The sequence below is a fragment of the Mucilaginibacter sp. OK098 genome (assembly GCF_900142915.1).
Lineage (GTDB): Bacteria > Bacteroidota > Bacteroidia > Sphingobacteriales > Sphingobacteriaceae > Mucilaginibacter.
Map to the genome: position 1 here is coordinate 224,246 of NZ_FRCM01000007.1, position 15,485 is coordinate 239,730.

Annotated in this window: 11 protein-coding genes; 5 read left to right on the top strand and 6 right to left on the bottom strand. The window is 42.2% G+C overall.

Translation table 11 applies throughout. The features are described 5' to 3' along the window. Positions 1 to 26: 26 nt before the first annotated feature. Complete coding sequence (locus BUE31_RS23600) at positions 27 to 1,607, top strand: glycoside hydrolase family 10-like protein (protein WP_073406313.1); 1,581 nt, start codon at positions 27 to 29, stop codon at positions 1,605 to 1,607. A 109-nt stretch (positions 1,608 to 1,716) separates the two neighbouring features. Here BUE31_RS23600 and BUE31_RS23605 read toward each other — a convergent pair whose 3' ends face one another. Then, positions 1,717 to 2,466, bottom strand: a complete 750-nt coding sequence (locus BUE31_RS23605; RefSeq protein ID WP_073406314.1) for an SDR family NAD(P)-dependent oxidoreductase — start codon at positions 2,464 to 2,466, stop codon at positions 1,717 to 1,719. 90 nt (positions 2,467 to 2,556) lie between these two features. On the opposite strand from BUE31_RS23605, the gene BUE31_RS23610 reads away from it, so the two are divergent. After that, the gene (locus BUE31_RS23610) at positions 2,557 to 3,726 is read left to right on the top strand and encodes a TlpA family protein disulfide reductase (protein WP_073406315.1); all 1,170 of its coding nucleotides are present in this window, start codon (positions 2,557 to 2,559) and stop codon (positions 3,724 to 3,726) included. On the opposite strand, the gene BUE31_RS23615 is transcribed toward BUE31_RS23610, so the two are convergent. The 3 genes from BUE31_RS23615 to BUE31_RS23625 all read right to left on the bottom strand — a co-directional run bounded on the left by BUE31_RS23615 (position 3,723) and on the right by BUE31_RS23625 (position 8,303). Further along, on the bottom strand, positions 3,723 to 4,508 hold the full coding sequence (locus BUE31_RS23615; protein ID WP_073406316.1) for a DUF1835 domain-containing protein: 786 nt from the start codon (positions 4,506 to 4,508) through the stop codon (positions 3,723 to 3,725). The two genes, BUE31_RS23610 and BUE31_RS23615, sit on opposite strands and share 4 nt — an antisense overlap. A 677-nt stretch (positions 4,509 to 5,185) precedes the next feature. Further along, the gene (locus tag BUE31_RS23620; protein ID WP_073406500.1) at positions 5,186 to 7,339 is read right to left on the bottom strand and encodes a carboxy terminal-processing peptidase; all 2,154 of its coding nucleotides are present in this window, start codon (positions 7,337 to 7,339) and stop codon (positions 5,186 to 5,188) included. A gap of 340 nt (positions 7,340 to 7,679) precedes the next feature. After that, on the bottom strand, positions 7,680 to 8,303 hold the full coding sequence (locus BUE31_RS23625; RefSeq protein WP_073406317.1) for a tetratricopeptide repeat protein: 624 nt from the start codon (positions 8,301 to 8,303) through the stop codon (positions 7,680 to 7,682). Between the two features lie 215 nt (positions 8,304 to 8,518). On the opposite strand from BUE31_RS23625, the gene BUE31_RS23630 reads away from it, so the two are divergent. Then, the gene (locus BUE31_RS23630) at positions 8,519 to 9,835 is read left to right on the top strand and encodes an amino acid permease (RefSeq protein ID WP_073406318.1); all 1,317 of its coding nucleotides are present in this window, start codon (positions 8,519 to 8,521) and stop codon (positions 9,833 to 9,835) included. 127 nt (positions 9,836 to 9,962) lie between these two features. Then, a complete protein-coding gene (locus tag BUE31_RS23635; RefSeq protein ID WP_143167233.1) occupies positions 9,963 to 10,475 on the top strand; it encodes a hypothetical protein in 513 nt (170 codons plus the stop codon). 106 nt (positions 10,476 to 10,581) lie between these two features. Here BUE31_RS23635 and BUE31_RS23640 read toward each other — a convergent pair whose 3' ends face one another. Continuing rightward, positions 10,582 to 11,424: an isoaspartyl peptidase/L-asparaginase gene (locus BUE31_RS23640; RefSeq protein WP_073406320.1), complete on the bottom strand. Its 843-nt coding sequence runs from the start codon at positions 11,422 to 11,424 to the stop codon at positions 10,582 to 10,584. A 111-nt stretch (positions 11,425 to 11,535) separates the two neighbouring features. Continuing rightward, the gene (locus BUE31_RS23645; RefSeq protein WP_073406321.1) at positions 11,536 to 12,444 is read right to left on the bottom strand and encodes a cyanophycinase; all 909 of its coding nucleotides are present in this window, start codon (positions 12,442 to 12,444) and stop codon (positions 11,536 to 11,538) included. 277 nt (positions 12,445 to 12,721) lie between these two features. Here BUE31_RS23645 and cphA point away from each other — a divergent pair, with 277 nt between their 5' ends. Beyond that, positions 12,722 to 15,349: a cyanophycin synthetase gene (gene cphA / locus BUE31_RS23650; protein WP_073406322.1), complete on the top strand. Its 2,628-nt coding sequence runs from the start codon at positions 12,722 to 12,724 to the stop codon at positions 15,347 to 15,349. The last annotated feature ends 136 nt before the right edge of the window (positions 15,350 to 15,485 follow it).

Consider the following 15,485-nt stretch of genomic DNA (forward strand, 5'->3'; position numbering starts at 1 on the left):
CTTTGCAGCTTTTAATAATTTGTTTAATGCGCATCTACCGCCAGGCACTTTTTTTAATTTTTACTTTAATTATTGTTATAGAAGCAAGGGCTCAGCCTATCCGCAGTATTGATTCACTGCCTGGTGAAGACCCTTTGATTAAAGATACTATCGCTCCTAAACGCGAGTTCAGGGGCGTATGGATTGCTACTGTTGAAAATATAGATTGGCCCAGCAAACCGGGATTAGGCACCGATGAGCAAAAACAGGAAATGGTTGACAGGCTAACTATCCACCAGCGGCAGGGTATTAACGCAGTGATGTTTCAGATAAGGCCGGCTGCAGATGCGTTTTATGCCAAAAGCCGCGAACCATGGTCAAAGTGGTTAACCGGCAAACAAGGAAAAGCCCCCGACCCGGCATATGACCCGCTTGAATTTGCAATTAACGAGGCCCACAAACGCGGCATGGAGCTGCATGCCTGGTTTAATCCTTACAGGGGAACTAATGATGGTAAATTTTCTTTATTGGCACCATCGCATATTACCCGAATAAAACCAGAATGGTTTTTTACATATGGCGGAATTAAACATTTTAACCCCGGTATACCGGAGGTGCGCGATTATATTGTCAAGGTGTTTTTAGATGTGGTTGACAATTATGATATAGATGGTGTACACATGGATGATTATTTTTACCCATACCCAATTGATGGCCAGCATATAAATGATGCGCAAACATTTGCCACTTATGGCGATGGTTATGATGATATAAAAGACTGGCGCCGACACAATGTTGATACCCTGATCAAGATGCTAAGCGACAGCATTCATAAACATAAACCACACATAAAATTCGGGATCAGTCCGTTTGGGATCTGGGCAAATACTTATCAGAACTCTGAAGGCTCTGAAACGCATGGCGGCTCATCTTATTATGAAACGTTCGCAGACTCGCGCAAATGGGTAAAAGAGGGTTGGGTTGATTATATTAACCCGCAGCTTTACTGGCCCATTGACAACCCCTCAGCCGCTTTTAACAAACTTCTGGACTGGTGGAGCGATAATACTTACGGGAGACATCTGTACATCGGGATGGCGGCATACCGGATAAACGAGCGGAAGGTGAACAAATTTAAAAATCCGGCTCAAATGCCCGACCAGATAAAATACCTGCGTAAAAACCCAAGGGTGCAGGGCAGTGTTTATTTTAGCTCAAAGTCATTGCTAAATAACCCGCTTGGTTTCAGCGATTCGCTTAAACAAACTTATTATAATCACCCTTCATTACCACCGGTAATGCTTTGGTTAGATTCAATTCCGCCAAACCCACCGATAAATTTTACTGCTACAGCAGGAGTAAAAGGTGTTGAACTAAAGTGGGCAACTCCCCCGCTGGCCAAAGATCTGGAACCTGTGTATGGTTATGTTGTTTATCGTTTTAACGGAAATGAGAAGGTAAACTTAAATGATCCCAAATATATCCTGCATATCCAATATAACACCAGCACCTTTTTTATCGATGCCAGCGTGAAGAAAGGAAAAACCTATCTGTATGTAGTTACGGCAATTGACCGGCTAAAAAATGAGAGCGAACCATCGCCAACTGTTGCTGCAACACCGAAATAATTAGGTTAAGAGTCAAGAAATCAAGATGCAAGAATCAGGAAATTAGTAGCTGTTAATGCTCCCTTTCTATCTTGATTCTTGCGTCTTGACCTCTTAACTCTCTTCTCAACTAACTGTTCATAACAGCGCCGCAATTAATATCAATTACCTGGCCGGTTATGGAGCTTTGGCTTAACAGGTAAGCAACCAAAGCGGCAATTTCTTCGGGACTGCTCATGCGCCTTAAGGGCACACTTTGCATAGCCATATCATAAAACTCCTGCTTGCTTATGCCAATACTGTCTGCAATGCCCCGCAGGCCGCTTTGAGCCATATCCGTATCAACCCAACCGGGGCAAATGGCATTCACCAGAATATTTTGTGATGCATACTGTGCAGCCCATGATCGCATTAAGCCCAGCAGCCCCGCCTTTGATGCGCAATAAGCCGAATAATTAGGCACACCCAGCCTAGCCAAAACTGACGAGGTAATAAGGATCTGTTTTTCGCCGGATGCCCTGTTTAAGTGCGGCAAAAAGGTGTTCACAAAATTATAAGTACCTGTTAAATTGGTTTCAATAATATCGTGCCAGCGGTCGGCCTCGCCCCAGTAATTTTCTCCTCCAATGCCAGAGTTGGCTATTAAGCCGTTAATAGCCGTTTCCCCTATTTGTGCGGCTGCTTTGCTTAAGCTTTCTTTATCCCTTATATCCGCAGTTAATATTTGATGATCACCTGCAGAAAGCGTTGCTAACGTTTCCTGTAATTTATCGGTGTTACGTCCCAATAAAATACAGTTATTCCCTTTGCTGCTTAGTTCCTGCGCTATTGCACGGCCAATACCGCTCCCTGCGCCGCTAATGAGATATGTTTTATTCATGATAATATCCTTTACGGCTAAAGTAGTTTTTTGAAAGGAATTTTAAATTTAATTATTATATTTACGAAACATTCGTAGATAATTAACAACATGAAACGTCTTCTGATTTTGGCAGGCCTATTCTTTATAACATTTTCTGGCTTTTCAAAAAGCAATAAAGCCGCTGTTGACGCGCCTGAAGTGCTAAGCAAAGTACTGCATAAGTTAGCCGGTTTAAAAAGCCTCAGCTATACTTATAAAAGAACTATTGATTATCCTGGTGAAGCTTATCATGAAGAGATGACTGTTAATTCATATCTTGATTTTGAACCTGCTGCACAACTTATTGGTGTAAGATATCAATTTAGCAACAATGATCTGTTGTCCGTTTACAATGGGTCAGAAAGTTTTTACTGTGATAAAAAAGAAAAAACGATCTCGGTAGATAATTCACCTAAAGCGGAATCGTTCAAGTATTCATCCAATCTTTTCAATTCATATCTAACCTTAAAAAATGCTTTACCCGCAATAATTGCCGATAATAGTATTCCGAAGCTATTGTATGATACAACTATCGCAGATAAGCGCTTTTTTGTGGCTGATGTTATATTAAAAAACAAAACCCTGAATTCTTTAGGCGAGTATGTGCCAACCACTAAAGAACTAAAGTTTAGCTACAAGCTGATTATCGATAAAACCACTTTTATGCCGGTTGAAGTTATCCAGCATACCTTAAACACCCTGGATATGACCAAAACGCAATTTACCGGCATTGATCTAAGTCCGGCGGCTAAAACCGAAACATCATGGTATGCTTCCAGCTATGATTCTTATTCGCCCGAAAAGGCTAAAGAAAATGTCGCTTTAATAAAATCAGGAACTCTGGCACCGGAAAGCAGCTTAACTTTTTTTAAAGATCAGAAAACTACAGCCATCAGTGCTTTTAAGGGGAGTGTTGTGTTACTTGAATTTTGGATAAAAGATTGCGGTCATTGTATTGAAGATGCGCCCCTGCTCAATGCTTTATACAATAAATATAAAGACAAAAATTTCAAGTTACTCGCAATAAACTCGCACGATACAAAAAACATGATCGATTTTTTTGTAAAAAAGCATAAGGTAAAATATGATGTATTAACCGGCAATAATGAAATTGAAAAGAATTACGGGATCTCCGGGTTTCCAGCTATGGTGCTGATAGACAAAAACGGGACGGTAGTTTATTCTGCCTATGGCTTTGATGAAAAAAAGCTGGAAGAGATGATCGATCAAAGCATTTAACTGATAAATTTTTTATCACGGAGATTGTTCAGGTAAATTTCAATGTCCATATCACTCATGCCATAGATCTTTTCTGTTTTCCAGAATTCCAGGTAGATCTCCGGTATCGTCCTCACGCCGTAATTATAAATTTCCAGCAGCTTTTGTTCAATGTAATTTAGTCCCTGTTCATTTACCTCCAAGCGTTTAAGCTGCGCCTGTAACGCCGGTTTTAAAAAATGCTGACTACCCCAGAAGGTAGTAGTTGCTAAAAACTCCTTTAGCATTTCAGCATCCCGGCTTACATAAACTTTCCAGGCTTGCGCGGCGATGGCAAAATCCTTCTCGCTCAGCTGTTCTCTTATATTATCGTAAAGATATTCCAGCTCTTCACCATTTAGTTCGCCCATTCCTCTGAAATCATCCTTACCTGGAAAATCACCCGGGCAAATCAAATAAATAGCAGGTGCAGACAGATCTGTTTTTTGTTCCAGGTAAGCTATAACACCCAGCAAATTTGCCTGGCAATGCAAATCGAATTCAAACCACAGGTTTATTTCATCGTATTGTTCGCTCAGTTTTGTAAGCTGATCGAGCATTTTATGCTGATAGTTCTCCGGCTTTTCGTTAAACGCTTCTAAGATCCATTCTTCACGGTTTCGCCAGAAGTGCGCTGATGAAATATTTTCTTCAAGGGGACCTTCTGAAAGCACTTCACGCCAAACTATAACATCGCCAGCAAGGCCGGTTTGTTCAAAGCCGCGTAAGGTTGAATCGCCGTTAAGGATATGAAGAGTGTTCATATGGGGTGGATTTTATAAACGCAAAACCAAAGCTAAGATTTTGGAGATAAATTAATTCAGCTAAAATTAATAATGACGTTGCATAGATATTGGATGTTGTATACCTGCCTAAAGTGTTACGTACCTACGGCCAATGTCATTAAGTTAAGTTTTTTTGCCCTCTTTTTTGCTTGCAAAAGAGAGGGCGGTCCAGCGCAGCGTAGACCGGGTGAGTCCTCTGCAAGCGGCGTTAACGCGAATGCATTGGCGCCAATACGCGGCGGTGTAGACTCACCCCGGCATTGCTTCGCTCGCCGACCCTCTCTCCGGCAAGCCGGAAAGAGGGTGAGCTGCAATTTTCCCTTAACTTAATGACATTGACCTACGGTAAGAGAAATATTTTCTCTCTTTTTTCTACCAATATTGGACCCCATCGGAGTCAGAATTTGGTTTAGAAATGCGCCAACCCGTTATCCTTTCCTATTGCCACCATGCAAGCGGCTCCTTTAGGAGCCTAATATTGGTAGAAAATATAATTGTAAAAAATTTAGCGTGCCATAGGTACACAACCTATAAAAGCGACATTAACGCCAATGCAGATTAAGTTTTGTAACGATAAACTACATAAGCGTAAACTCCTTATAAACAACAAATCCCGGCTTTAACCGGGATCTGTTTATACTATTATTAAACACTGTTTAATTAGATATCTGAGGCGTTGTTGTGCTGGTAAATTTATTATCAAGGCTTATATAATCTGTAAGTATCTGGCCTGCTTCACGTTTTAAGAAATCCAGGTCCTCATTACGCGGACGGGTTTGCCCTTTCTTTAAAACCGGTAAGCCCATTGCCACCCTGCGTAAATTATTTTCTTCAAACGCCTTTTTATCATCAGCATCGCGTTGTTCCTTTAGTTTTTGCTCATTTAAGGTAACGCTTTTCTCTGCCTCGTGCTTTTTAATCTCGGCGATATCTTCCAGCATGTATTTGTAATTCGGGCTGCTTTCCATACGCTGATCGTGCAGTTTCTTTAGCTGCGGCAACACAGCGCTAAAGTCGCCAACCCTGGTATAACTACTTTTTGCGATCACGTCAAACGGCATGGCTGATGGCTCGGTATCTTCGCCGTATTTGTCCAAAGGAATAACCGACGGGAACTGGATATCAGGGGTAACGCCTTTGTGCTGGGTTGAGTTACCTGTTATCCGGTAAAATTTGGCAATTGTTAAATTAAGCTGACCAAACACACTCTGGCTGCCTGTTGTTGCTGTTACTGCTTTTTTATCTTTACCAACCAGGCCTGCTACACGTTCAAGCATTGATGGCGGGATTACCCTATCCAGGTCAATCGCATTTTGCACTGAGCCTTTGCCATAGGTTTGGGTACCTACAATTATACCGCGGCCATAATCCTGTATAGCGCCTGAAAATATCTCAGTAGCTGAAGCGCTGAAACGATCAACCAAAATTGCCAGCGGACCTGAATATGAAACTGAAGGGTCTTCATCCTTGTCAACTTCTATCTCGTCATTAGGGTTCCTTACTTGTACAACCGGTCCGGTTTTAATAAACAGGCCTGTAAGGTCAACGGCTTCCAGCAATGAACCACCCCCATTTTGGCGCATATCCATCACTATACCATCAACCCCCTGAAGTTTTAGCGAGTCGATAAGCAGCTTAACATCATGCGTGGTGCTCTTGTAATTAGGATTGCCTGATTTATAATCGTTAAAGTCGATATAAAAAGCAGGAACTGAAATAACCCCTATTTTAATGGTTTTGCCATTTTCAATATATGTGCGGATCTCTTTCTTGGCTGATTCATCTTTCAGGATAATCTTTTCGCGTACCAGTTCAACAACTTTTGGCTTGCTGCTCACACTCATCCCTTTTGGCAAAAGCTCTAACTTTACCGTTGTACCTTTTTTACCTCGAATCAATGCGATGGCATTTTCTACTCGCCAGCCCACAACGTTTTGAAACTCGCCGTCAGCGCCCTGTGCAACCCCAACAATGCGGTCATCAACGTTTACCTGCTTACTTTTTTCAGCTGGCCCACCGGCAGTTAACGATTTAATGATCACAAACTCATTCTCCACATTTAGCCCGGCGCCAATACCTTCCAGCTGCCTTGACATCTCTATATTAAAGTTAGCTGCATTTGCCGGGTTAAAATAATTGGTATGCGGATCAATAGCCTCAGTAAAGGCATCCATAAATAGCTGGAAAACATCCTGGTTGTTTAGCTTATTGGCTTGCGATAATAAATTTGTATACCGTTTTCTTAATGTTTCTTTATTCTTGGCAACATCGGGGCTGGCCAGCTTTAAATTAAGCATGTCGTACTTTACACGTTCGCTCCAAAGTTTGTTCATTTCGGCTTCAGACGATACAAACGGAAGGTTATCCCTGTCGTAAGTGAAATTTTCATTCTTCGAAAAGTCAAAGCTGTTGTCCAATTGCGTTAAGGAGTACTTAATACGATCGATATAACGCTTTTGGTAAACATTAAATATGTAAAAAACATTACCCAGGTTGCCATTTTTCACATCGTCATCCAATACGGTTTTGTACTTATCAAAATCCTGGATATCCGAAGCCAGGAAATAATTGTGGCTTTCATCCATCATTTTTAAATAGCGATTATAGATCACCGTTGAGATGGAATCATTAAGCTCAACTTTTTTATAGTTGTATTTTGATATCATCGTAGCTATTGTTTTACAAACAATGCTTTGCTTCTCATCAGGCTGTATATTATTTGAGCCATCAACCTTTACATGTTTGGCGGGTTTAGCGCTGCACGCCAGTGTGGCACCAAGAACCAGCACTAAATATAATTTTTTGAACATATCTTTTACACTCTTTAAATCGGGGGTTATATAAAACATCAATACTTATGCCTAAAATTCAGTTTGCTAACTTAAATAAAAAGAGACAGCCCAATGCCGTCTCCTAATGAATAACAATATTACAATAATGTTTGAATTGTTTTCACAAAATGCGCATACATTTTACGATAATGTTACAAATTTATTGTGCTGGAGAAAAGAATCAAGACATTAAGAGTCAGGAATTAAGATAATTAAGAACCGGAAAGTTAAAATATAACCAATAGATCAATGTAGCCACAAGGACTTCAACAGCATTTTTTCTCTTGAATCTTGCTTTCCTGACTCTTAAATCTAATTTTTATTCTGCTTTTGAAGTGCTTACGGGTGGGGCCTCAGCATAACGCACATCGGTTTTTGGGGCATTATTTTTATTTTGTTTGATGAGTGCCATTTTTTTCTCAATGGCTGTAACATCAACATTAAAGCCCTTTACGCTGGCTATATCATGCGCTTCAGTAAGGTCCTGCTGGGCCTGGGTATAATCGCCAAGGTCTGATTTTATAGTAGCAAGGTCTATTAAATTAGCAATGGTATGTTTATCATCATTTTGCTGGCGCGATATAATATTACTTTGCAGCAAGTACCATTTAGCTTCCGAATACCGGTTTTGCTGAATGTACAACCTTGCAAGCTCACTAAAATTATAGCTGGCATCGGTGTATACCCTAAAACGCATATTATGCTGTGCCGTACGCATCACCATGTTTTCGGCCGCCTGAAAGCTGTATTCACTACGGTCTAACGTAATATTATGAATTTTACCAGGCTTTAATACGGGGGTAATATGTATGCGTGAAACTGAATGATCGGTTACCTGCTCAATCAGCGGAAATCGTTTATGGCTTTTTAAATCAATACGGTACCATTGTGCAGAAGCCGAAAGGCTAAACACGCAGCAAATAATAAGAAGGGTAAATCTCATTTAATCTTTTGTCCCGAGTTTAAATTAATAATGTAAAAGTAAATAATTTTCAACAAAATACCGAAACGTGAATTTAACGCATAAATTATGGCTTATTATACGAAATACTTTATAAGTTGTTTGGAAAATATAAAATAAGCGAAAAGAAATAAAAACAGATATATTTATAAATTGCATGCTGACCTGAATTAAAATCGCTTTCTTATATAATATACATGGCCTCAACATCCAAAAAATTAGGCATCTGGACAAGTACTTCCTTAGTGGTGGGCAGTATGATAGGCTCCGGTGTATTTTTAGTGCCTGCAGCAATGGCTTCATATGGCAGTGTAAGCTTATTGGGATGGGTATTTTCGGCCATCGGCGCCTTTTTTCTTGCGCGGGTGTTTAGCCTGTTAAGTACCATGATCCCGATAAGTACCGGCGGACCCTATGCTTATACACATTATGGTTTTGGCGATTTTGCAGGCTTTATGGTTGCCTGGGGTTATTATATTTCAATTATTACAGCTAATGCAGCCATAACTATTTCGTTTGTAAGCGCCATGAGCACCTTTTTTCCGGTACTGGCAACAAATGCGGTTGCTGCAATTTTAACCGGCTTAAGCGCTATATGGTTTTTAGCATGGGTAAATACCAGGGGAATCCCGGCATCGGGCAAGGTGCAGCTGGTAACAACCATTTTAAAACTGCTGCCTTTGCTGGTGATCTCTATTGGCGGACTATTTTTTATCCGGCTCGAAAACTTTCACCCCTTTAATAGCAGCGGCGGCTCGGTTTATGATGCCATTAATACCACTGCCACTATAACCATGTTTTCGTTTGTAGGTATTGAATGTGCTACCATCCCAGCCGATAGCGTTGAAAATCCGGGAAAAACAATTGCCCGCGCTACCATGATTGGGCTGCTGATCTGTACGCTGGTTTACATATTAGGCAGTGTAAGCATAATGGGTATTATTCCTGCTGCCCAGCTTAAGCATTCTGTTACGCCTTATGCCGATGCTGCCGCTATTATGTTTGGCAGCAATGCCCGATACTGGGCCAGCGGCGGCATGGCCATTGCAGCCTTTGGAGCACTTAACGGATGGACACTGATCCAGGGTAAGCTGCCTTATGCCATAGCTAAGGATAAACTATTCCCGGCAGTATTTGGCTGGCAGAATAAAAAAGGCGCACCATTTGTCGGCATCATTGTAAGCAGCACTTTTGTTTCCTTATTTATGATGATGAATTACACCAAAGGCTTGGTTGAGCAATTCAAGTTTTTAATATTACTATCTACCCTAAACACGCTGGTGCCATATCTTTTTTGCGCAGCGGCATATGTTATCATCCGGTTGAAAATAAAACAATCAAAAGGCTTATTTACAGCGCTCCTTGTTGGCATGCTGGCTTTTGCCTATTCCATATGGGCAATTGCAGGATCGGGCCAAAGCACCGTTTATTGGGGTTTTTTACTGCTTATGGCAGGGATTCCTTTTTATGTTTGGGTGGTTTACAAAAAGAATAGCGAAGCAGATAATAACTAGTGATTAAACATGGTGTTACTTATACCCAACGGATTAAAATCAGTTGAGACTTAAAGTAATTGATTTGTTACCATAGATCCATCAAACCAACGGAGAGATCGCGAGTCAAAGAAATAAAAAAAACTTTATGAAAAATCTAATCACTATCACAATTTTATTATTGTCTGCATCTTTATTGACCAAAGCGCAGGACACCACAAAAGTTAAGGCCCAGCCAGACAGCGTTATTAAAATGATTCCTTTTGGAGAGGGTAAGCATTCGTCATACCTTTTTACTATTGGCGGCAAGCTGCAAACACCGGAAGATATTAAGATCAGGCTATTAAGCTATGCGCCATCGGCAGCTGAGTATTCGATAGCTAAAAATAGCGCTACCTGGGGCTATATTTCCTGGGCAGGGTTTGGCGCATCAAGCATTGCCGCAGTAATTGTATTTGCGACCCATAATAAACACACAGGCGAAACAACAGGATTTGTTAATGGCCAACCGGCGTTTATTTACCAGCATCATAGCCAGGCAGGGGCATACATTTTAACGGGGGTGGCTACTGCATTTTTAACCTCGGCAATAATTAACCTGGTTAAAGCAGGCAAGCACGGTAACAGGGCTTTGAAATTGTACAATCAGCGCTTTGAATAAGGAGTTATTGTATAAAGATTTACGAAGTTTAACTCGGTAATTTATTTGTTTTTAATGGCCTCGTTGAGGGCTTTGCCGTTTAAAAATTTCGTAAATCTGATAAGTATTAAGCAAACACCTCTACACCATTATCATATGCTGCCCAAACCATATAGGGATGTGTATCGGCATGATAAATTTCACCGGTGGCGGAGATGCCTATTACTCCTGCAAAGCCATCATAGGGTTTTAGCTCATTCAGAGTTTTTTCTGTTGCCATTGCCAGCGGCATAGCGTCAGTTACCCGGGTTACAATGTTTGAGGCGACTGCTCCACTAACAATATCTTCGCCCACACCTGTGCATGAAATGGCTGCAAAAGCGTTGGCATAATTGCCCGCAGTAGTTGCCGAGTCACTTACCCGGCCGGGAATTTCAAAACCTTTACCTCCGGTTGAGGTTGCCGCTGCCAGGTTACCATAAACATCAAGCGCTACACAGCCAACTGTGCCCAGTCGGATGGAATCACTGAGCTTTTTTTCGTATTCCCTTCGGCGTTGCGGTGTTTCGGGATTATAATATTTAAATTCGTTTTCGCGGGCAAAATCCTGCGCGCCTTTGCCGCTTAAAACCCGGTCTTCATAAGTTAAAAGCTTTTCGGCTATGCAAATAGGGTTTTTTACATCCTCAATGTTTATAACGCCCGAAAACTTCATGGTCTTACCATCCATCAACGATGCGCTAAGGCGGATTTTACCATCACTCTGGATCTGTGAGCCGGTACCTGCGTTAAACAGTTCGCAATTCTCCAGCAGGTGTACCGTATAAACAACTGTTTCAACAGCGGTATGGCTTAACAAGTATTTATGGCCAAGCTTTATTATTTCGGCAAGCGCATCCTGCTTGGCCTTTTTTACTTCCTGGTTAGTTTGCGATTCGCTAAAAAAACCACCGTGGATTATTATCTTCATAAAGTAGAAATATTAGGAGAGTCAAGAAGTCAAGAGTCAGGAATCAAGATAAGAAAAAAGAACCGTGCCCTTTCTTGACTCTTGTATCTTAACTTCTTGATTCTATTCTTCTCAGCTTCCCGGAGTACTATTCAATACCCCATCCTCAGCCTTTGCTGCTTTTTTTATGATCAGCTGGTTCTGCAGCAGGTCGTACTTGTCAAATATAGACATTACGCTTACCCGCATATTTTTTATTGATACCGGCGAACCCATTTCCACATCATAAATATTTGTTTCGGCCATTTTACGCCCGTTAACTAAAATAGTTAAACCCGAGCCTATGGCTTCCATCATGGTGCCTTCTGTTATCAGTAAGCCCGCATCTTCACCTAAACCTATCCCAAGCATGCCTGGGTTGCTGGCCACTGCATATAATAGCCTGCCAATGCGGCCGCGTTGTACAAAATGTGTATCAATAATAACAGAATCAATAAAGCCAAGGCCGGCCGTGATCTGTACCTCACCCTTGATCAGCGCTTTGCTGCTTTGCCCGCGATAGATCATATTGGTTGATGCCGCAGCCGCACCAGCTGATGTGCCTGCAATTACAAAATGCTCGTTTTCATAACGGTTCTTCATGATCTGCAAAAATTCTGTCCCGCCAAAAATTGAGCTTAGCCTTAGCTGGTCGCCACCGCTAAACATTACCACATCTGCTTTGCGGAGGCGGTCGAGATATTCCGGGTTTGAGGCATCTTCGCGTTTGCGGATATCCATTACACCGATATGGTTAACAAGCAAATAATTAAATGCTTCGGTGTATTCTTCGCCAACCAGTTCGGGGATCTGAGATGCGGTAGTAATTACCTCAACAATTGACCCGCTTTGTTTTGCCGACTCGGTAATGATCCTTTTTAAGATCCCCTGCTCAAAAAATTTAAGATGATCAGGCTTTAAAATATCCTCCTGGGCGCTTAAATTAGTATTCATGTCAACAGCGCCACCAATAATTATCAATTTACCTTTCGGGACAGTCATTTCTTAGTTGATTAAGTTAGATTGGGTTGATTGGTTGATTGGGTTGGATTAAGTTGACTGGGTTTATTAAGTTGATATGCCAACTCAATCTAACTTAATCAACTTACTCACCTGATCAACCACTCCCCTTACAGGTTACAAATTAAAATAAAAACCACCATAAAGGCAGGCTGTTATAAATAATAATGCCTTTTTTGTGTTAAAAATTTTATTAGACTATTAAGTTTTTTAGATTTAGGAGAAAATTACCCCCCGATAGTAAACGAAGCACTCATAAATGAAGATAGAAAATATACAAGTACTGCGCGGCCCGAACATTTGGAGTGTTAGCCGGAAAAAATTGATCCAGATGAGGCTGAACCTTGAGGAACTGGAGAACCAGCCGACAAATACCATTGATGGCTTTTACGAAAGGCTTGAAAAACTAATACCTACACTTTACAGCCATCGTTGCTCACCCGGTGTACCCGGCGGTTTCTTTCAGCGGGTTAAGGCAGGTACCTGGATGGGCCATGTAATTGAGCATATTGCATTGGAGATCCAATCGCTTGCCGGTATGGAAACAGGCTTTGGCCGCACCCGCGAAACAAAAACGCCGGGCATTTACAACGTGGTATTTACTTACCTTGAAGAGAAGGTAGGGATCTTTGCTGCCGAATCATCAGTAAAGATTGCTGAGGCGCTAATAAAAGGCCAAGACTACGACCTGGAGCATGATATCCAAAAAATGCGCGAGATACGTGAGAATACCCGTTTGGGGCCAAGTACAGGCTCAATTGTTGAAGAGGCAATTGCACGGGATATTCCATGGATCAGGTTAAATAACCAATCGCTGGTACAATTGGGCTACGGCAAAAACCAGGTACGTTTCCGCGCCACCATGACGGAAAAAACCAGCTGCATAGCGGTTGACATTGCCAGCAATAAGGACGAAACCAAGCGTTTATTACTTGAACAGGCCATTCCCGTTGCCAAAGGCATCACCATTTCATCACTTGAGGGGGTAGACGAAGCTATCCGTAAAGTAGGCTTTCCACTGGTATTTAAACCATTGGATGGCAACCATGGCCGGGGCATCTCTATCAACATAAAAACTCATGAGGATGCTGTTGAAGCTTATGAATTTGCCGCTAAGATCTCGCGTCGCGTAATTGTTGAACGGTTTGTTACCGGTTACGATTTCCGTGTACTGGTGATAGATAATAAAATGGTTGCCGCCGCCCTGCGCGATCCGGCCCATGTTAAAGGCGATGGCATATTAACCATACAACAGCTGATAGACAAGGAAAACGAAGATCCGCGCCGTGGTTACGGGCATGAGAATGTTTTAACGCTGATCTCTATTGACCGCGACACGCTGGACCTGCTGGAAAAGAAGGGCTATACTTTAGAAACCGTTCCCAAAAAAGGCGAAAAGGTTTTTGTAAAATCAACCGCCAACCTAAGCACCGGCGGAACATCTGTTGATGTTACCGACCATGTGCACCCGCAAAACGTATTTATCTGCGAACGCATCTCCAAGATAATAGGCCTTGATATTTGCGGAATTGATATTATGGCTGAGAACCTGACCGAACCGCTTACCGAAAACGGCGGTGTGGTGCTGGAAGTAAATGCCGCACCCGGTTTCAGGATGCACATAGCGCCAAGCGAAGGCTTGCCGCGTAACGTTGCCGGCCATGTGATTGATATGCTGTATCCCCCGGGGAAATCGGCACGCATTCCTATTATAGCCATAACGGGCACCAACGGAAAAACCACAACCACCCGCCTGATAGCGCATATTGTAAAAAATAACGGTCACCGGGTTGGGTTTACCACATCCGATGGCATCTATGTGCAAAATACCATGATGCTAAAGGGCGATACAACCGGCCCCGTTAGCTCTGAGTTTATTTTGAAAGACCCAACGGTTGACTTTGCCGTACTTGAAACTGCCCGCGGCGGTATTTTACGAGCTGGTTTAGGCTTTGGCTTTTGTGATATTGGCGTAGTTACCAATATCCAGGAAGATCACCTTGGTCTGGCAGATATTCATACGCTCGATGACCTTACCCGCGTTAAAGGCGTAGTGGTTGATTCGATTAAAAAAGATGGCTGGGCGGTATTAAATGCCGATAATGAGTATTGCGTACGTATGGGTAAAAATGCGCATTGTAAAGTGGCCTATTTTAGCTTGCACGAGAACAATCCAATCATCAAATCGCATTGCAAAAAGGGTGGAATTGCCTGTATTTACGAAAACGGCTTTATTACCATTCAAAAAGGCGACTGGAAGATCCGTGTGCAGCGCACTACCCTGATCCCGGTAACATTTGGCGGCACCGTTCCTTTTATGATTGAGAATGTGCTGGCTGCCACGCTGGCAACCTTCCTGTGCGATTTTAAGACCGAGGATATTAAGATCTCGCTCGAGACCTTTATCCCATCGGCAGCGCAAACACCGGGCAGGATGAACATCTTTAATTTTAGAGACTTCCGCTTTATGATCGACTTTGCTCATAACCCGGCAGGCTTTAAAGGCATAAAGGCGTTTTTAGACCATATTGACTCTCCTCTAAAAATAGGCATCATAGCAGGCACCGGCGACAGGCGCGATGAGGACATCCGCGAGCTGGGCAAGCTATCGGCAGAGATGTTTGATTATATCATCATCCGCCAGGAAAAACACCTGCGCGGCCGTACTGCCGAAAACATTGTTGGCTTACTTAAAGAAGGAATTGCATCAGTAAATACTACCGTACCTATTGAAGTTGTACCAAAAGAAATTGATGCTATTAAACATTCCATGAGCCTTGCCCGCCCCGGTACGTTTATAGTTGCACTAAGCGATGTAATTGACAACGCAATTGAAACCGTACAAAACTACCAGGAGCAGGAAAGGAACGGGACGTTTAATATGTAGGGGGAAGAGATTTCGGAATTCGGATTTTCGATTTCGGAATTGAAGGGATAATTTAAAATTTGTCATTGCGAGGAACGAAGCAATCGCGAACTATGTATTTACGCCATGCAGGTTCTACACTGTTCTATCGGCTCTG